17 protein-coding genes are annotated in these 16916 nt (G+C 63.4%); 10 read left to right on the forward strand and 7 right to left on the reverse strand.

Annotation, left to right across the window (positions count from 1 at the left end):
* Nucleotides 1-12: 12 nt before the first annotated feature.
* Genes AC1DU8_RS22370 through AC1DU8_RS22380 form a run of 3 tightly spaced genes read left to right on the forward strand, consistent with a single transcriptional unit; the run spans nt 13 to nt 2323 of the window.
* A complete protein-coding gene (locus AC1DU8_RS22370) occupies nt 13-693 on the forward strand; it encodes an SET domain-containing protein (protein ID WP_477689785.1) in 681 nt (226 codons plus the stop codon).
* Nucleotides 694-752: 59 nt separating this feature from the next.
* Nucleotides 753-1670: a biotin--[acetyl-CoA-carboxylase] ligase gene (locus tag AC1DU8_RS22375; RefSeq protein WP_477727253.1), complete on the forward strand. Its 918-nt coding sequence runs from the start codon at nt 753-755 to the stop codon at nt 1668-1670.
* A complete protein-coding gene (locus tag AC1DU8_RS22380; protein WP_457282040.1) occupies nt 1664-2323 on the forward strand; it encodes an SPOR domain-containing protein in 660 nt (219 codons plus the stop codon). The genes AC1DU8_RS22375 and AC1DU8_RS22380 overlap by 7 nt, the downstream gene beginning before the upstream one ends.
* 374 nt (nt 2324-2697) lie before the next feature.
* Here AC1DU8_RS22380 and ypfH read toward each other — a convergent pair whose 3' ends face one another.
* Entirely contained in the window at nt 2698-3345 is a 648-nt protein-coding gene (gene ypfH, locus AC1DU8_RS22385; protein ID WP_457282039.1) for an esterase, read from the reverse strand.
* A gap of 201 nt (nt 3346-3546) precedes the next feature.
* Here ypfH and AC1DU8_RS22390 point away from each other — a divergent pair, with 201 nt between their 5' ends.
* From AC1DU8_RS22390 to AC1DU8_RS22415, 6 genes are all read left to right on the forward strand, one after another.
* On the forward strand, nt 3547-4023 hold the full coding sequence (locus AC1DU8_RS22390; protein ID WP_457282038.1) for an FKBP-type peptidyl-prolyl cis-trans isomerase: 477 nt from the start codon (nt 3547-3549) through the stop codon (nt 4021-4023).
* A 170-nt stretch (nt 4024-4193) separates the two neighbouring features.
* Nucleotides 4194-4598, forward strand: a complete 405-nt coding sequence (locus AC1DU8_RS22395; protein WP_477667711.1) for a response regulator — start codon at nt 4194-4196, stop codon at nt 4596-4598.
* A gap of 329 nt (nt 4599-4927) precedes the next feature.
* Nucleotides 4928-5215, forward strand: coding sequence for a DUF2249 domain-containing protein (locus AC1DU8_RS22400; protein ID WP_477727254.1), 288 nt, complete (start codon nt 4928-4930; stop codon nt 5213-5215).
* Nucleotides 5216-5254: 39 nt separating this feature from the next.
* Entirely contained in the window at nt 5255-7531 is a 2277-nt protein-coding gene (locus tag AC1DU8_RS22405) for a nitric-oxide reductase large subunit (RefSeq protein ID WP_477727255.1), read from the forward strand.
* Between the two features lie 14 nt (nt 7532-7545).
* Entirely contained in the window at nt 7546-8013 is a 468-nt protein-coding gene (locus tag AC1DU8_RS22410) for an RrF2 family transcriptional regulator (RefSeq protein ID WP_457282034.1), read from the forward strand.
* 73 nt (nt 8014-8086) lie between these two features.
* A complete protein-coding gene (locus AC1DU8_RS22415) occupies nt 8087-9295 on the forward strand; it encodes an NnrS family protein (protein ID WP_477727256.1) in 1209 nt (402 codons plus the stop codon).
* Between the two features lie 123 nt (nt 9296-9418).
* Here AC1DU8_RS22415 and AC1DU8_RS22420 read toward each other — a convergent pair whose 3' ends face one another.
* The 6 genes from AC1DU8_RS22420 to AC1DU8_RS22445 all read right to left on the reverse strand — a co-directional run bounded on the left by AC1DU8_RS22420 (nt 9419) and on the right by AC1DU8_RS22445 (nt 16004).
* Entirely contained in the window at nt 9419-9613 is a 195-nt protein-coding gene (locus AC1DU8_RS22420) for a CsbD family protein (protein ID WP_457282032.1), read from the reverse strand.
* Nucleotides 9614-9811: 198 nt separating this feature from the next.
* Nucleotides 9812-11911 carry a D-(-)-3-hydroxybutyrate oligomer hydrolase gene (locus tag AC1DU8_RS22425; RefSeq protein ID WP_477727257.1) on the reverse strand — a complete coding sequence of 700 codons (2100 nt, stop codon included), beginning with the start codon at nt 11909-11911 and terminating at the stop codon, nt 9812-9814.
* A gap of 265 nt (nt 11912-12176) precedes the next feature.
* Nucleotides 12177-13322, reverse strand: a complete 1146-nt coding sequence (locus AC1DU8_RS22430) for a transporter substrate-binding and LysM peptidoglycan-binding domain-containing protein (protein WP_477727258.1) — start codon at nt 13320-13322, stop codon at nt 12177-12179.
* A gap of 48 nt (nt 13323-13370) precedes the next feature.
* Nucleotides 13371-14417, reverse strand: coding sequence for a hypothetical protein (locus AC1DU8_RS22435; protein ID WP_477727259.1), 1047 nt, complete (start codon nt 14415-14417; stop codon nt 13371-13373).
* 48 nt (nt 14418-14465) lie between these two features.
* Complete coding sequence (locus AC1DU8_RS22440) at nt 14466-15164, reverse strand: zinc ribbon domain-containing protein (RefSeq protein WP_477673381.1); 699 nt, start codon at nt 15162-15164, stop codon at nt 14466-14468.
* 207 nt (nt 15165-15371) lie between these two features.
* A complete protein-coding gene (locus AC1DU8_RS22445; protein ID WP_477648756.1) occupies nt 15372-16004 on the reverse strand; it encodes a helix-turn-helix transcriptional regulator in 633 nt (210 codons plus the stop codon).
* 313 nt (nt 16005-16317) lie between these two features.
* Between AC1DU8_RS22445 and AC1DU8_RS22450 the strand changes: the two genes are divergently transcribed.
* Nucleotides 16318-16902: a DUF4142 domain-containing protein gene (locus AC1DU8_RS22450; RefSeq protein WP_477727260.1), complete on the forward strand. Its 585-nt coding sequence runs from the start codon at nt 16318-16320 to the stop codon at nt 16900-16902.
* The last annotated feature ends 14 nt before the right edge of the window (nt 16903-16916 follow it).

The following is a 16916-nucleotide window of genomic DNA, read 5'->3' on the forward strand; positions in this document are numbered from 1 at the left end:
ACGCACGCGCACATGCATGAATTAACCATACCAAAAAAATACGTCGTGTCAAAAACCCAGGCTTCCGCGGTCCCCGCATCTCCTTCCAAACCCGCGGCTCCGGCTGCCGACGGACGCCGCATCCAGACGCGGCGTTCCGGCGTCCACGGCAAGGGTGTGTTCGCCGTGCAGGACCTGGCCGAAGGTGAAACGCTGATCGAATACGTCGGCGAAATCATCAACTGGAAAGAGGCGCTGCGCCGTCACCCACACGACCCGAAGGACCCCAACCACACGTTCTACTTCCACATCGACGAAGAGCATGTGATCGACGCCAAGCACGGCGGCAATTCCTCACGCTGGATCAACCACAGCTGCAAGCCCAACTGCGAAGCCGACGAAGAAGGCGGCCGCGTCTTCATCAAGGCGCTGCGCAACATCAAGGCCGGCGAAGAGCTGTTCTATGACTACGGCCTGATCATCGACGCGCCTTACACCAAGAAGCTGCTGGCCGAATACCCCTGCTGGTGCGGCGCCAAAAACTGCCGAGGCACCCTGCTGGCGCCCAAGGACGACGAAGGCAAGAAAAAGAACAAGAACAAGGACAAAAAGAAGTCCGACAAAAAAGCCGACAAAAAGGCTGAAGCCAAGGCTGACAAAAAGGCAGCCGATAAAAAGGCCGGCAAGAAACCCAAAAAGAAAAAGAAGGACTGAGCAGGCGCTCAACCCGCTTCACAGGCCATGCCGCCGGCGCAATCGGCTGCAACCTTCTCATGAGCACTCCCCTTACATCCCCCATCCGCTGGCCCGCCGAAGCTCTCTGGGAGGCCCTGGCGCCGTCCTTGCCGGGGTTCACGGTGGAAGTCCTGCCCGAGATTGATTCGAGCAACACCGAGCTGATGCGGCGTTTTCGCGGCAGCCCCTCCGGTAACGGCGGCAGCCCCGGCATCGCCCCCCGGCCCGAGCCCCTGCTGCTGGTGGCCGAACAGCAAACCGCCGGGCGCGGCCGGCTGGGCCGCCAGTGGCAAAGCCGCCGCGGCGACAGCCTCACGTTTTCGCTGGGCCTGCCGCTGGCGCCCGTCGACTGGTCCGGCCTCTCCCTGGTGGCCGGCATCAGCGTGGCCGAAAGTCTCGAGCCGCTCGCCGGCAGCGCCTCCGGCCAAGCCGCCAAACCCCGCATCGGCCTGAAATGGCCCAACGACCTCTGGCTGTCCACCCCCGAAGGCGACCGCAAGCTTGCCGGCATCCTGGTGGAAACCGCCAGCTGGGAAGGCATCCGTTACGTGGTGGTCGGCATCGGCATCAACATCCGCGCGGTGGAAATCCCCGTTGCGGCTGCCGCACCCGCCATGCCCGGCATTCCGCCGGGCGGCTTGCAGACGCTGCTGCCGGCGCTGGACGCACCCGCCACCTTGCTGCGCATCGTGCCGCCGCTGGTGCAGGCGATGCAGGCATTTGAGCGCTTTGGCTTTGCGCCTTTCCAGGCGCGTTTTGCGGCACGCGACGTTCTGGCAGGCCGGGCCGTGCAGCTGTCCGACGGCCAGAACGGCCTGGAAGGCACAGCCCACGGCGTGGGCGAAAACGGCGCGCTGCTGGTGCATACTGCGGCTGGCATGAAACAAATCACCAGCTCCGAAGTCAGCGTACGGCCTGTGGCGGCGCAACCTCCCAAGGATGCGCGCCCATGCTGAGGCTGCTGGTGCTGGCGCTGGTCCTGGCCAACGCAGGCTACTTCGCCTGGACGCAAGGCCTGTTGGCCGACTACGGTTTTGCACCCGTCGTGCAGGCCGAACCCCAGCGCCTGGCGCAGCAGATCCGGCCCAAGGCGATGCGCCTTCTGAGCGCCACCGATGCCGGCCAGCTGGAAAGCACCACCGCTGCAGCGCCGCCGCCCGCCCCTGAATGCCTGCAAGCCGGCCTTTTCACCCCCGAGCAAACCATCGCCCTGCGCTTCGGACTGGAGGCCGGCCTGCCCATCGGCAGCTGGTCACTCGAGAACAGCTCGGAGCCGGGCCGCTGGATCGTCTACATGGGCAAATACACCAACGAGGACGCGCTGGCCAAAAAGCGCAGCGAGCTGCGCGGCATGGGCGTGTCGTTTGAGCCCCTCGTCAACTCCTCGCTGGGACCGGGCCTCTCGCTCGGCCACTTCAGCTCCCAGGCCGATGCCGAGCGTGAACTGGCCAAGGTCGCCACGCGCGGCGTACGCACCGCCAAGGTGGTGCAGGAGCAGCCTGAAATACGCGGCCAGCTGCTCAGACTCCCGGCCGTCGATGCGCCGCTCATGGCCAAACTGGAGTTGCTCAAGCCGCAGTTGGCGGGCAAGCCCTTACGGGCTTGCTAGATAAGACCCCCACGGTCGCTCACTTCGTGTAGCTCCCTGCCCCCCGAGGGGGCCGCCCGCCTGCGGCCCGGCAAAGCCGGTTCCGCGGCTCATGCTGGCTTAAGAGCTCGCCGCGGTTACACGCTTCATATCCGATCATCCCGAGCCTGTCGAAGGTTCCGTATCCGGTGCGCACCCAGTTGCTATTGATTTAGGAGCTGCTTGCGCTCGTTCCGCTTGGCTCTCAACACTATTTTCTTGACAAATTCCGCCTGAGCCGTCGCACCCACTACCAAGCCAGCAGGGGCCGCGGAACCGGCTTTGCCGGGCCGCAGGCGCCGCCCCCTCGAGGGGGGAACAAGCTACACGCTGTGAGCTTGGACAGGGGTGATTCGCTAAACTGCTTTCCAGTGCCGCAGCGGCACACAGGTCTGCAGGCGCGTCACGGCCTGGTCCATCAGCGCGGGGTGCAGTTCGTGGCCCAGCCTGGCGGCCACGTCCAGGGTGGCGTCGGCGCCCAGTTCCATCAGGTGGTCGAAGTCGCCACGCGTGCGTGCCAGCGGCACCACATCGTCGTTTTGCCCGTGCAGCAGGTGCAGGGTGGTCAGCGCGGGTGCTTTCGCCGGCCAGATCTGGTAGCCGCCGCCGAAAGCCAGCAGGCGGCCGGCCAGGCCGTCGTGCGCATCACTCAGGGCCAGCGCCAGGCTCGCACCGGCGCCAAAGCCGGCCAGCGCGGTGTCCGACTGCAGGATCTCAAAGCGCTGCTGCTGCGCACGCACAAAGGCCGCCAGAACCTCCACGCGCGCCGCCAGCGCAGCGGCGTCGTCTTTGCCCGCCGCGGTAGCGCCTGCCGCATCGGCATGCGGGCCCGAAAGGCCTTCCGGGATCAGCACCGCCGCCTCGGGAAACGCGCCGCCCAGCAGGTTGCCCAGCTCCAGCATGTCGGCGGCCGTGCCGCCCGCGTCGTGCAGCAGCACAAACAGCTGCCGCGGTACAGCGGTGGCTGGAAGCAGTTCAATGGTTTCGGTGTCGATGGGGTTCATGGCTGAGCGTCGTGATCAAAAAAACAGGCAAAAGCTGGCGGAAAGGACGGAGAAAACCGCATCTGGGGCCTCCACGCCCGCTTTCAACATCAGCCGGCCGGCCCCGCGACAACAGCCTCCCTGTTCCGGCCGTCCGGACAATTTTGGCCCGAGTCGGCGAGAATCAGCGTTTTTCACGCACCAGAGATCTGGAAAAACACCATGAAAATCGGAAAAAACACCGCCGTTACCCTTAGCTACAAGGTGGCAGACGCCCAGGGCAAGCTGGTCGAGCAAAGCAGCGCCCCCATGGTTTACCTGCACGGCGGCTACGGCAACACCCTGCCCAAGATCGAAGAAGCGCTGGACGGCCAGGAAAAGGGCTTCCAGACCGTGCTGGCGCTGGAGCCGGCGGACGCCTTCGGCCTGCGCGACGAAAGCCTGGTGCGCACCATCCCCCGCACACAGTTTCCGCCCGGGGTCAAAGTGGGCGGCCAGCTCGAAGGCCGGGGCGACGACGGCCGCGAGCATGTCTTCAACGTCACCAAGATCAAGGGCGACACCGTCCTGCTGGACGGCAACCACCCGCTGGCCGGCAAGGCCCTGCGTTTCACCCTGAAAGTGACCGACGTGCGCGCCGCTTCGGAGGAAGAAATTGCCCACCGCCATGTGCACGGCGAACACGGCCATCACCATTAATCTGCGCTGCGTGACCGTTCGGCGATTAAGCCGTTAGCGTTACGTACCGTTACCGCTCCGGGGGACCCGCTGAATTACAGTGGGATTGAGCCTACATCCCCCGGTGATGCACGACCACAGCCCCGGCGCAGGATGATCGCTAACTTCATGGATTAACTTCAGAGGTACCCATGGTCATCAACGCGTTTCTTGTCGAAGACAAGCCGGACATACGCAAAACACTGGTTGAGGCCATGGAAGAAATCGCACCCCTGCGTTTCGTTGGCCACGCCGATTCCGAGTCCAGCGCCCGCCAGTGGCTGGGTTCCCACCATGATGACTGGGACCTTGCAATCGTCGACCTCTTTCTCGCCGAAGGCTCCGGCTTTGGCGTGCTGAAAGACTGCCAGCACCGCAGCTCCCGCCAGAAGGTCGTGGTGCTGACCAGCCACAACCAGGAAAACATCCTGCACTACTGCCGCGAGCTCGGCGCCGACGAGGTGTTCAACAAGTCGGAAGACGTGGAAAAGCTGGTGCTCTATTGCCAGGCCCATGCAGCCAGCCTGGGCGGCACGGCCCCGCTGCTGCCCCAGTAATCCCCACGTTCAAGCGGCAGGCGTTCTGCTCAGGCGCCCGCTAAAACAAGCCCACACACAAAAGCGAAAAGCGGCGCCATGCCGCGACTCTCGCTGCCGGCAAGCCCTGATGTGAACGCCTTCATGCGGTGCTTATAAGCGGCCGCCTGGGCACGCGGCATCGCCGCGCCCGCACTCCACGCCGGCTTCCGCGCCAAAACCAGAAAAGTGCTGCCTACCGCGGCTCCGTTTGATCTGGATCAACAGCGCCCAGGGACCGATGGCTAACCATAGGTGTATCTCGAATGCATCTTATGAAGACCATTCGCGATTCCTTTGAAAGAGTCCCCATGACACACACCGCTTCCCACACCAGGGTCGATCTCCGCGAGCTCGCGCCCAGCGAGCGCCATCCGCTGGTCTTCTCGACATTCGGCCAACTCGGCACCGGCCAGGCCATGGAGTTGATCAACGACCACAACCCGAAGCCCCTGCATGCCCGGTTCATGGTGGATCTGCCCGGCCGATTCTCCTGGGACTACCTGGAGCAAGGGCCCGACACCTGGCGCGTTGCCGTCACCCGGCTTGCGCCTGCGCAGGGCAGCAAGCAATGCTGCGGCGCCTGTGGCGGCGGCTGATTTCCACACATCCCCACTCACGACTTCCAAGGAAACCCGATGAAAAGCAACAACATGCTGTGGCGCTGGCTCGGCTTCGTATTCGTCCTGTCCTTCGGGGCGCTCGGCTACCTCGGCTGGCAGATCTACCTGACCGCGCCGCCCATCCCCAACGCCGTCGTCAGCACCACAGGCGACGTGCTTTTCACGGGCGAGCAGGTGCAAAGAGGGCAGCGCGCCTGGCTGGCCAGCGGCGGCCAGCAGCAAGGCAGTGTCTGGGGCCACGGCGCTTATGTGGCGCCGGACTGGTCTGCCGACTGGCTGCATCGGGAAGCGCTGGCCCTGCAGGCCCTGCGCACGCAGGAGCTCCACAAGGCGCCCGCCGCGCTCACGGCCTCAGACCGCGGCGCAGTCGCAGCGGCGCTCAAGGAAGAAATGCGCCGCAACACCTACGACGCGGCCAGCGGCGCCGTCACCGTCACACCCGCGCGGGCGCAAGCCATCCGCGAGGTGGCGCGCCACTACGAAGGCCTGTTCGGCCACGACGCCAGCCTGGATGCCTTGCGCGAGCAATACGCCATGAGCGAAGGCGCGCTGCCCGACGCGGCCGACCGCCAGGCGCTCGCGGCATTCTTCTTCTGGACGTCCTGGGCCGCCGTCACCGACCGCCCGGGAGAAGAAAACCTTTCGTACACCAGCAACTGGCCGCATGAACCGCTGGTGGGCAACACCATGACCAACTCGGCCGCCATCTGGTCGATGGTCAGCATCGTCCTGCTGCTGGCCTGCATCGCCGCCATGCTGTGGCTGCACGGAAGCCAGCGGCACGGGCCCGAAGCGCAGCCACCCAAGGCCGACCCTTTGCTGGGCGCCGTTGCCACACCTTCGATGAAGGCCACGCGCAAGTACTTCTTTGCCGTGATCGGCCTGATGCTGCTGCAGATCGGCATGGGCGTGATCACCGCGCATTACGCAGTTGAGGGGTCATCCTTCTTCGGCCTGCCGCTTGCGCAGGTGCTGCCCTATGTGATCAGCCGCACGGTGCACACGCAAGTGGGCATCTTCTGGATCGCCACCGCCTGGCTGGCCACGGGCCTTTACATCGCGCCGCTGCTGTCGGGCCGTGAACCCAAGCTGCAAAAGCTCGGTGTTGACGTGCTGTTCTGGGCGTTGATCGCCATCGTGGTCGGCTCCACGGCTACCGGCTGGCTGGGCACGCTGCAGCATCGCGGTGTCGACTTCAGCTTCTGGATCGGCAACCAGGGCCTGGAGTTCACCAGCATGGGCCGTGTCTGGCAACTGCTGCTGTTCGTGGGCCTGCTGTTCTGGGTGTTCCTGCTGGGCCGCGCGCTGTGGCCGGCGCTGGTCAAACCTTCGGAAACGCGCGGCATGATCGCCATGGTGTTCCTGTCGGCCATGTGCATAGGCGGCTTCTATGCCTCGTCACTCACCTGGGGCCAGCACACCCACTATTCGATGATCGAGTACTGGCGCTGGTGGCTGGTCCACCTGTGGGTCGAAGGCTTCTTTGAAGTGTTCGCCACCGCCGTCGTCGCGCTGATCTTCACCAAGCTGGGCCTGGTGCGCGCCGAAAGCGCCAACCGCGCCATCATCGCCGAGACCATCATCTTCCTGTTCGGCGGCATCCTGGGCACCCTGCACCACCTGTATTTCACCGGCACACCGATCTCGGTTATCGCTGTCGGCGCGGTGTTCTCGGCGCTCGAAGTGGTGCCGCTGACTCTGATCGGCCTGGAAGCCCTGCAGACTTACCGGCGCTCCAAAGCCATGCCATGGCTCGCCACCTACCAATGGCCCGTGATGTGTTTTGTGGCCGTCGGTTTCTGGAACACCGTGGGCGCCGGCCTGCTGGGCTTTGCCATCAATCCGCCGGCTTCGCTGTACTACGTGCAGGGGCTGAACATGACGGCGGCCCACGGCCATGCCGCGCTGTTCGGTGTCTACGGCATGCTGGGCATCGGCCTCATGCTGTTTTGCCTGCGCGGCCTGTATGCGCGCCACCTGCATGCCGACAACCTGCTCAAGCCCGCCTTCTGGAGCCTGAACATCGGCCTGGCGATGATGGTCTTCCTGTCGCTGCTGCCTGCCGGCATCTACCAGGCCTGGGCCAGCGTCACCAAGGGCCTGTGGTACGCCCGCTCGCCCGAGATCATCCACTCGGGCGTGATGGAAACCCTGGTCTGGATGCGCGTACCCGGCGACATCCTGTTCGCCATCGGTGCGTGCTTCCTGGCCTGGTATGCCGCGCGCCTGCTGCGCCGCCCGGCCGTACAGCCGGCCGGCATGACCGCGGCGCCCGCAACGGCGGAGCCCTGACCCGGCAAGCCACCATGAAACTCACGGCTTTCACCGACTACAGCCTGCGTGTGTTGATCTACCTGGCGGCGCAGCCAGAGCGGCGCGCCACCATCGCCGGGATTGCAAACGCGTTTGACGTGTCCGAACACCACCTGACCAAGGTTGTGCACTTCCTCGGCAAGAACGGCTGGCTGGCCAACGTGCGCGGCAAGGGCGGCGGGCTGGCACTGGCGAAATCGCCGGAGCTGATCGTTGTGGGCGAGGTAGTGCGCGCAACCGAAGGAACGGACGTGCCCGCCGAATGCTTTGAAGCGGCGGGCGGCCATTGCGCCATCACCCGCATCTGCCGCCTGCGCGGCGTGCTTGGCGAGGCGGTCGACGCGTTTTACGGCGTGCTCGATCGCTACACGCTGGCAGACCTCGTTCGCAACCGTCAGTCGCTCGCCAGCTTCTTCACCAGCCAGACGGCATCGGCTTCGCCAGCCGGGCGCGCCTCATGAGCGCAGTCCCTGTTGTCGCGGAGCGCGTCAGCAACAGCGCGCCGCCCACCACGCTACCCACGGATATTCCCGCATGACACAGCCCATCCAGTTTAAAAACCCACCCAAAAGCGCTCCTGTTCCATCGGCGCAAAGGCAAGGCATCGCGCTCTGGCAAACCGGCTTTCGGCCTTTCTACCTGCTGGCAAGCGTGTTCGCTGCGCTGTCGATTGGCCTGTGGGCGCTGCAGTTCGCCGGCTGGCTGGGCCAGCCCTACCTGCAGGGGCCGATGTGGCATGCGCACGAAATGCTGTTCGGCTTCACGCTGGCCGTGGTGGTGGGCTTCCTGTTCACGGCCGGGCGCAACTGGTCCAACCGCCCCACGCCCACCGGCCTGCCCCTGGCCGCGCTGGCAACGCTCTGGGTTGCCGGGCGGGTGCTTGTGCTCACGCCCTTCGGCTGGGCAGCGGCGGCGGTCAACGTCGCGTTTCCGCTGGCCGCGGCCGTCGCGCTGGCAATTCCCTTCATCGCCGCGCGCAATCGCCGCAACTACTTTTTCATCGGCTTGCTGCTGATGATGGCGGTGGCCGTGCTGGCGGTGCATCTTGCACAGCTCGGGCTCATGCAGCTGCCCGGCTGGGTCGGCATTCAGGCCGCGCTTGACGTCATGCTCTTCATCATGGCCGTGATGGGTGGCCGCGTGATTCCCATGTTTACCAACAACGGTGTGCCGGGCGCCAACGCCACCCGCCTCCCCTGGCTCGAGAAAGCGGCGCTCGGCTCGGTGCTGGCGTTGCTGCTGGCCGATGCGCTGCAGCTGCAGGGCGCGTCGCTGGCGGCATTCGCCGGTGTTTGCGCCGCCGCACACCTTGCGCGCTGGGCACTGTGGCAACCATGGAAGACCACGCATACACCGCTGGTCTGGGTGCTGCATGCCGCCTACTTCTGGATTCCGGTGCACCTGGTGCTGCGCGGCCTGGCTGCGGCTGGTTGGGTCACACCTTCGGCGGCAACCCACGCATTGACGGTGGGCGCCATCGGCGGGCTCATCATCGGCATGATGACCCGCACCGCGCTCGGCCATACCGGCCGGCCGCTCCAGGCGGGCCGCACCGAAGTCACCTGCTATGTGCTCGTCCTCGCCTCAGCAGCGGTGCGCGTGTTCGTGCCGCTTATCGCGCCGGCCGAGACGCTGCACGCCGTGCTGGTTTCGGCCGCACTGTGGTCCGCCGGCTTCGCGCTGTATGCCGTGAGCTACTGGCCGGCCCTGACGCGTGCGCGTGCGGACGGGCATCCCGGCTAGGTGACTGGCCGGGTCAGCCCGCCCCGCCACACCAAAGCTGAAAAACAAACACCCATAAAAAAGCGGCGCCAATGCGCCGCTGTTCATGCTGCCCGGCAAGCCGGGCATGCTGGCTCAAAAGCCTCAGAAGCGGTTGTTGCCCTTGGTCACGTCCTTGACGACTTCCTTGGCATCACCATAATTTTTCTGCACAGAGCCTTCCACCTGTTTGACCAAGCCCTTGGCTTGCTGGTCCTTGCTGCCCACGAGCTTGCCGGCAGCTTCCTGTGCCTTGCCAACTGCGTCTTTGGCTGCGCCTTTGACTTGATCCTTGTTCATGATGACTCCTGATGAATTCGACGGGAAGGTCCAGGAAACCCTGGCGAGACCCTTGCGAGGCCATCGCGAGGGGTATCCCGGGCCAACGTTCGTCGTGTCACGTCAGCCAGTTACCAAGATACCGGGCTGTCGGGAACGCAGCGTAGGCCAAGCACCCAAACGCATGTCGGTCCCTGTTTGCCTGTACGCCTTCATCACTCAATCAGCCACCGTCACCACATTGCTGGAGAACGTGATCCGGTCCGGCGCATCCGCCTGCAGCTTGATGGGCGGCACATTGGCGGGCGTGATCGGGTTGGGCGTGGTGCCACTCAGGCCGCGCGGCACAGTGCGCACCACCTGGCTGCCCGGCAGCGGTGCGCCGGTTTTGAGGTGGGCATACATCATGTCCATGGCCTGGATGAAATAGCGGTGCAGCGGCACCAGCCGCTGGCCGTAACCCGGAAACCCCAGGAAGGCGTCAAAGTGCTGGGCGTTGGTGACTTCGATGTACGAGAGCTTGCTGCGCGAACCCTCCACCATCTTGTTCAGGCCAAAGTAGGGGCGCGAGGTGAACGCCACCGGCACCAGCGTGTCAGAGCGGCCATGCACGATCAGCGCGGGCTTGCCCTGCAGGTTGGCGGTGCGCAGCACCTGCTGGATGCCTTCGCGCACGCGCAGGGCGTCGGGGGTGTTTCCCGTGGCCAGGTTGCGCAGGCACAGGGCCCCGGCGCTGTTGTAGTCCTGCACGTTGCCGGCAGAGATGGAAGCCGCATCCAGCATCGGGCCGCCCAGGCTGGCGTTGTTAAGGATGTTGATGCCCACCGTGGGCGGTATGCCGTTGCCGGTGCCGAATGACGTGGCCAGCGGGCCCGCCGGCGCAGGCACCGGCAGGTTGGGTGTGGGCGAAGCGGCAGGGGCCGTGGCGGCAAAGCTGTAGCCGCAGAGGTTGTCCTGCACGCCGGCACGTCCGTAAGCATTGGCATACGTCAGCGCCACCGGCAGGGTGGCAAACGAATAGTGCGATGCCTGCAGGTCATTGCCCTCGGGTTGCCAGCCCGCCTGCACCAGCGTGGCCATGGCGCTGCCCGCCTGCTCGGCCGTGGTGTTGCCGGCGACCATGCCGTTGGCCTTGAGCGCACTGCAGCGGCTCGCGGCAATGACCGGGTTGATGGTGTTGAAGACGTTGGTGCCTGGAGAGGCCAGCGCGGCACAAGGCTGCAGCAGGTTGGCCAGCGTGGTGTAGTCATACAGCGGCTTGCCGGTGCCGGCCAGCGTGCTGCTGCCGCGCCGCACGCTCAGCCGCGCATCGGGCACCAGCTGCACCTGCGGCTCGCCCACGGCCACGCCGCTGATGAGTCCCTGCGTGTCCTGCTCGGCCGCGGCAAGTGCCGCACCGGCGCCGTTGGACACGCTGGACGCGATCACGATGGTGTTCGACGGGTTCAGCGTCTTCAGGCGGCCGCCGCCGTTCGGCGAAGGCTTGCCATAGCGCTCGTTCAATACGAAGTAGGCAAACTCCACCGCCTGCAGCGTGTAGCGGCCCCAGTCTTTTTCAGAGTTCTGCTGCGAATGCGCATGCTTGACGGCAAAGCGGTTGGGCGTGGCCGCGTTGAAGGCTGTGCGTTCAGCCTGCGTCAGGTTGGCGGTGAAGTTGGAGGCCATGCCTGCCGCCACTGCATCGGCGCGCAGGCCGTTTTGCAGGTGCACCGTGTTGTTCTGCAAGTCGTGCATGCCGCTACCGGTGCCCTTGTCGGTATAGGCTACAGCGCAGCCGTTTTTCAGGCCCCATTCGCCCGACGACCCAATGGCGCCGTAGATACCGCGCGAACCGCTCGAGGTGCCGGTGACGATGCATGGGCTTGCCGGGTTGAAGCTGGCCGGCACCTGCACCATCATCGTGACGTTCTGCCGGCCGCTGCCGTCGTCTGAATAGGCGATGTATTCCGTGCCGGCGATCTTGCCTTCACTGGCCGTGATGTTGCCCTTGGCATCCACATTGGGGCCGTACAGCGTGCCGTAGCCGCCGCCGGGGGAAATGTCGAGGATGGCGCGGTAGTTGTTGTAAATCGCAATCCGGCGCAGTTCGGCCGCGCTTGGGTTCAAAGGGTCGACGGGCAGCGGCGCCGTTGCGGCCAGGCCGTTCTTGCCCAGGCCGGCAGTCAGCAAGTCGTCGTTGCCGCCGTCATACACGCCCGTGGTGATGCCGCCCAGCCAGACCGGTTTGATGTTGGGCTGCACGCCCACACCGCTTGCGCAGCCGCCCAGCGCGGCCACTGCCGCCAGGGCCGTGGTTGTTTTGATCAGGGTGAATTTCATGTCGTCCTCCTCGGGTTATTCGTACAACATCATCAGCGCAATGCCGTCTGTATGGGCGTTTTGGATTGTCGGATTTGTAAGGTTTTTCTTGTAAGGGTTTTGCCTCAACCTCGCGTTGGCCCCGGACCGCCTCAAAGGCTTGGTCGCCCCCGCTGCCACAGCGGATAGACGCAGCGAAAAGCGTATGGCCAAAAAAAAGCGGCGCCATGCGCCGCGATTCAGCCACAAGCCATACCGGTTGCAGCATTGGGATTCAACGTGTGCTTCAGCCCTTGGGAATCACCAGCTTCTGGCCGACGTGAATCAGGTTCGGGTTGGGCAGGTTGTTGCGCGACTCAATCTCGCCAAAGCGCATGTTGCTTCCCAACGTGGCGGCGGCGATTTTCGAGAGTGTGTCGCCCGCTTTCACCACATAGACCGTTTCGGTCTTGTCGGCGTTCTTGACCTTGGCCAGATTGGTGCTCGTGAAGTATTTCTTCACCAGTTCGCCGTACTCGGGCAGCACTTTGGCCTTGCGAATGGCGATGTTGATGTTTTCAAGCAGCTGGCTGTCTGCCTTGCGCACACCTATCTTGTACTTGATGTTGGAACCCGGGAGCTTGGACACCGCGAACTGCAGGTCCGTCCCGCGGATTTCGGCCACTCCGAAGGGGTAGTCGTAAATCACCGCATCTACCTGGCCCTTTTTGATGAAGTTGTTGATCCAGTTGCGCTCGCCATTGACAGATTCGTCGCTCAGCTCGATCAGACGCGCCTTCGGGAACTGGCGCGACACATACGCCTTGACGTCGGGGTCGCCCTTGAGGATGCCGACGGTCAGGCCGTTGAGGTCTTCAACGCTCCGGATAGAGGACACCTTCGGTGTAATGAGGGCGTAGCCGAAGTCTTCGACATACGGAATGGAATACACCACGCCGGGCAGGTCTTCATCCGTAAAGGTGAGGCCGTCGATGGCAATGTCCACCGTTGAATTGCCCCGGTTGTCGTTCTTGAGCAGCGCAGCCGGCACATCGGGGTAGGTGTCCACGATATGGTCGGTGTCGATGTTGATTTGCCCGCCCTTGGGCGTGAACTCGCTTTGGGCGAAAAGCACCTTCAGGAATTCGTAGTTAAACCCCTGCGGCTTGCCGTTTTCAACGTAATAAAAGGGCTTGGCCGGCGACTGCACGCTGACGCGCACAGTGCCCTTGTCCACGATGCTCTGGAAGGTTGCCCCGCCGCCCGCGGCCGGAGCGACAGCCGCCGCCTTGGGCACGGGCGCGTCGGCGGGCGGGGCCGGATTGGCCCCTGCGCCGGGGTTGCCGCTCATGTTGGCAGGGGCGCGCGAATCGAGGTATTTCATGCCGCCATACACGGCGCCGCCGACGACGGCAACAATCAGGATCAATCGGGGAATAGGTTTGAGGGCCATGGCTTTAGTCCGCTTTGCGTTTTCTGGTTTCGGAAGTCTTGTTGAAGCTTATTTTTTGTCTGCTGCGTTTTTCTGGAACCAGTCCACCCCGTCGGCGCGCGCTTCCACGGGTACGCCCTGCGGGCTGTTGACGATATTCACCGGCAGGCCGGGCGACGGGTTGTTCTCGATCAGGAGGCGCTTTGAATCGCCCAGCACCAGCGACTCGGCATTTTTTTCCCACTCGGCCAGCATCTGCATCGCATCGCCTTCGTACACACCATTTTGCAGATCAACGGAGCGCATGAAGCTATCGGACATGCGGGCGAAATCCTCGATCTCGCCGATCTTCATTGCATAGTCGGCCGCCAGGTATTCGTTGGCCATGTCGAACATGGCGCGCGTGTCGGGGTCGCCGTTGATGATGGCCTGCGCAGACTTGATGGCCGAATGGGCGTTGTCCATCATTTCCTTCTTGCGCTCCTTGACCTTGATCTCGCTTTGCATGTCCTTGATGAGGAAGTTCGACACCTCCTGGTACTTGGCGAGCACGCGGTACAGCAGTTCCAGTTTGGCCAGCAGGTCCTGGTAGGTCAGGTTGGCGTCGTTCATGCGCCCCACTTCACGCGAAGCCAGCGCCGCGTCCATCGTCTTGTTCTGCTTTTTCGCCTCGCTCATCAGCCGCAGGGATCCGTCGCGCGACTTGTTGTTGTTGGCGATCTCTTCCTTGCACTGGCGAATCATCCCGGAAAGCTTGGCGATGCGGGTGTTCATGTTGGCGAGCTTGTCCTGCAGCTCTTCCACATAATTTTTCATGATGCCGATGGGATCGATTTCCACGAACACTTGCGTGATCTTGCGCATCAGGCTCATGTACATGTACTTGCCGAGGCGCCAAAAACGCTTGTCGGTAATGATGAAGCCGAGCACCACCACCACAACGCCCAGCAATGCGGCATAGATGGTGTTTTGCAGCAGCGTGATGATGTAGGGCAGAGCCTTGTAAAGCAGGAAACCGGCGCCGGCGATCAGGCTGACGCCAACGATCTGGCCGGTCACGCCTTCCGGGCGCTCCCAGAACGATTTGGGTTTGAAATTCTGTGGAATGAGGTTCACAGTTCTGTCCTTTGATTCTGCGTATACGGATCGGGAATGTTCAGCGCTTCAGGCGCCGAGGTAGCGCACGACTTTTGCCCTGGCTTCCACCAGCTGGGCCTTGACCACGGCCAGAGCGCTTTCAAACCGGATGTTGACTTCAACGATCTCCGCGCGCTTGGCCGCAATTTCTCTTTCGAACCCGGCGATTTTTTTGTGGGCGGTCTCCACTTCCTGCTGGATCTGCCCCAGCCTTTCCTGCAGGCGTGCGCGCTCTTCGTCCACCTTGGCGACCGAAGCACGCAGGGAATCTATCTCCCGGATTCGCGCATTGATCTGCAGGTCCTGCTGGTTTTTCGCCTGGCCGTGAAAGCGCTGGGATTCCGCTTCAAGCGCGGGAAGATGCTGCATGTCGATGGACTGGACGATCTGGTCCACCGTCCTCGTCTTGCCCACAATGCCGAATGCGGCCTTGTAGCGCGACGCCTCGTCAGGAATGAAGGCCTCCAGCGGCGTGACGGCCTCTACCAGCGCCGTATAGGCCGTGGTTTTTTCCATCACGACTTCCATCATGCGGTCCACCATCGGGTTTTTGGCTTTGGCAGCCGCCACATTGGCAGCGGCCGATGGCAAGGGAGCTGGTGCCGTGATGGCCGATTTGTCCGCAGAGGCAGGCGCGCCGGGCGTGGGTTCAGGCTCAAACAAGACGTCCCGGAGTTTTCCAAAAAAGCCGGATCCGCCCTCGGGTGGCGTGGTGTTGTCTGTCATGGTTCCCTCACTCCTCGGTAACAATTTTTTCGGCTCACTTGCGGCTGTTTTCCAGGCGCAGGTGCATCTCGTGGCCATATAGTCGTTGATGACTATATAGCAGCACCTGGTTTCTTCCCCAAAAACCAAGGGTACGAGCCCCTTTCAGCCGGACACAATGTCTGATTTCCCAGACACCCCGCCCACCTTCCCTGCTTTACTTTTTACTTACTTCGCGTCGCTGTACACCGTGGCGCGCGAAACGCCCATGTGCGCGGCGGCAATCTCGGCGCCGCGGCGAATCTCCAGGTAGCCCGCCTTCTTGAGGTCTTGCACCAGCTGCTTGCGGTCTGCGGGCTTGAGCGAGCGTGATGTCGTGGCGCGGGCTGCGGCAAATTCGTCAATGCACTGCTGAATGCGGTCGGCATTGGCGGCGTCCAGCGTTTCGGTGACGGCGCTGCTTTCAATCGCGGTGAACTGCGACATCGCCGCCTGGAAGCCGTTGAACAGCGTCAGGTCCACGTTCAGGCAGATCGCCGCCACGTATTCACCTTCTTCGTTGCGAATGCCCACCGACGTGCTCTTGACCTTGCGGCCGTCGGCAAACTGGTTGGCGTAGTTGGCAATCACCGCGGGGTAGTCCGGGTCCTGGATGCGCGCCAGGCCCAGCTCGGTGGCGGGCTGGCCCAGGCGTCGGCCGCTCAGGTTGTTCTCAATCGCCAGGATCGCGTTCTTCGGGTGCGTCAGGTCATGCACCACCACTTCGCAAAACGGCGCAAACGTTTTGCCCAGGCCTTCGGCAATGTTTTTCAGCTCGGCGAGCAAATGCTTGTTGCTGGGCGTGTTGCTAGGTTTTTTCATGGTGCGCGGCCTCCGGCGAGTCAGGCGATTCAAATTTCAGACAAATTGTCCAGATGGCCATCGTATCGCACCACGCAGCATTTGTTGAACAAAAGGCCGGCGCCCGTGCGCAGCAACCGGACACCACGCGCAAGCAAATTCCTACACAGAGCCTGCCCGGCCTCCTGCAACGCATGGCCGCTACAGCAGCGAAAGTACAACGCTATCTGCCGCGGCTTGCTGGCTTGCTGGCTTGCTAATTCCTATCTTCGCGGCGTCTGTTCCTCCATACCGAATCAACCAATCAACAACCACCCCTTCAAAGGAGGCCCTCATGTTGAACCGATTGCACCAATCCAGATTCAAACTCAGCAGCGTGGCGCTGGCCTGCGTGGCCGCTTCTGCCCTGGCACTGGCTGCCCTGCCCGCCACGGCCCAGACCAGCACCACCGCAGGCACGTCAACAGCGGCCGACGCCGGCAAGCTGGCCCGTGCCGACAAGGGCATGCTGGACGACCTGGCACAGGCCAACATTGCCGAGATCGAAAGCGGCAAGATGGCGCTGGAAAAATCACAGAACGCCGAGATCAAAAAATTTGCGCAGCAAATGATTGAAGACCACAACAGCGCGCTGGCCGAAGTGCAGGCACTGGCCCGCGCCAAAGGCGCGACCTTGCCCGACGGCCCCGGCGTGATGGCCAAAACCAAAGCCACCGCACTCAAGGCCTTGTCGGGCAACCTGTTTGATACGGAATACGCCAAGCGCGCCGGCGTGGGCGACCATGAAGCCACCATCAAGCTGCTGAACAAGATCCAGAAGGACGCCAAAGACGCCGACCTGAAGGCGCTGGCCGGCAAGATGCTGCCCAAGGTGGAAGCCCATCTGGAAATGGCCAAGGCTGTGGTGCCGGCCAAGTAAGCTACTCATCGCGG

It is taken from the genome of Polaromonas sp. P3_A5 (assembly GCF_056403055.1).

What these genes read in the sequence shown, in the direction of transcription:
- AC1DU8_RS22370 (WP_477689785.1), top strand. Translation starts at nt 13, where the DNA reads ATGCATGAATTAACCATACCAAAAAAATACGTCGTGTCAAAAACCCAG.
- AC1DU8_RS22375 (WP_477727253.1), top strand. Translation starts at nt 753, where the DNA reads ATGAGCACTCCCCTTACATCCCCCATCCGCTGGCCCGCCGAAGCTCTC.
- AC1DU8_RS22380 (WP_457282040.1), top strand. Translation starts at nt 1,664, where the DNA reads ATGCTGAGGCTGCTGGTGCTGGCGCTGGTCCTGGCCAACGCAGGCTAC.
- ypfH (WP_457282039.1), bottom strand. Translation starts at nt 3,345, where the DNA reads ATGAACCCCATCGACACCGAAACCATTGAACTGCTTCCAGCCACCGCT.
- AC1DU8_RS22390 (WP_457282038.1), top strand. Translation starts at nt 3,547, where the DNA reads ATGAAAATCGGAAAAAACACCGCCGTTACCCTTAGCTACAAGGTGGCA.
- AC1DU8_RS22395 (WP_477667711.1), top strand. Translation starts at nt 4,194, where the DNA reads ATGGTCATCAACGCGTTTCTTGTCGAAGACAAGCCGGACATACGCAAA.
- AC1DU8_RS22400 (WP_477727254.1), top strand. Translation starts at nt 4,928, where the DNA reads ATGACACACACCGCTTCCCACACCAGGGTCGATCTCCGCGAGCTCGCG.
- AC1DU8_RS22405 (WP_477727255.1), top strand. Translation starts at nt 5,255, where the DNA reads ATGAAAAGCAACAACATGCTGTGGCGCTGGCTCGGCTTCGTATTCGTC.
- AC1DU8_RS22410 (WP_457282034.1), top strand. Translation starts at nt 7,546, where the DNA reads ATGAAACTCACGGCTTTCACCGACTACAGCCTGCGTGTGTTGATCTAC.
- AC1DU8_RS22415 (WP_477727256.1), top strand. Translation starts at nt 8,087, where the DNA reads ATGACACAGCCCATCCAGTTTAAAAACCCACCCAAAAGCGCTCCTGTT.
- AC1DU8_RS22420 (WP_457282032.1), bottom strand. Translation starts at nt 9,613, where the DNA reads ATGAACAAGGATCAAGTCAAAGGCGCAGCCAAAGACGCAGTTGGCAAG.
- AC1DU8_RS22425 (WP_477727257.1), bottom strand. Translation starts at nt 11,911, where the DNA reads ATGAAATTCACCCTGATCAAAACAACCACGGCCCTGGCGGCAGTGGCC.
- AC1DU8_RS22430 (WP_477727258.1), bottom strand. Translation starts at nt 13,322, where the DNA reads ATGGCCCTCAAACCTATTCCCCGATTGATCCTGATTGTTGCCGTCGTC.
- AC1DU8_RS22440 (WP_477673381.1), bottom strand. Translation starts at nt 15,164, where the DNA reads ATGACAGACAACACCACGCCACCCGAGGGCGGATCCGGCTTTTTTGGA.
- AC1DU8_RS22445 (WP_477648756.1), bottom strand. Translation starts at nt 16,004, where the DNA reads ATGAAAAAACCTAGCAACACGCCCAGCAACAAGCATTTGCTCGCCGAG.
- AC1DU8_RS22450 (WP_477727260.1), top strand. Translation starts at nt 16,318, where the DNA reads ATGTTGAACCGATTGCACCAATCCAGATTCAAACTCAGCAGCGTGGCG.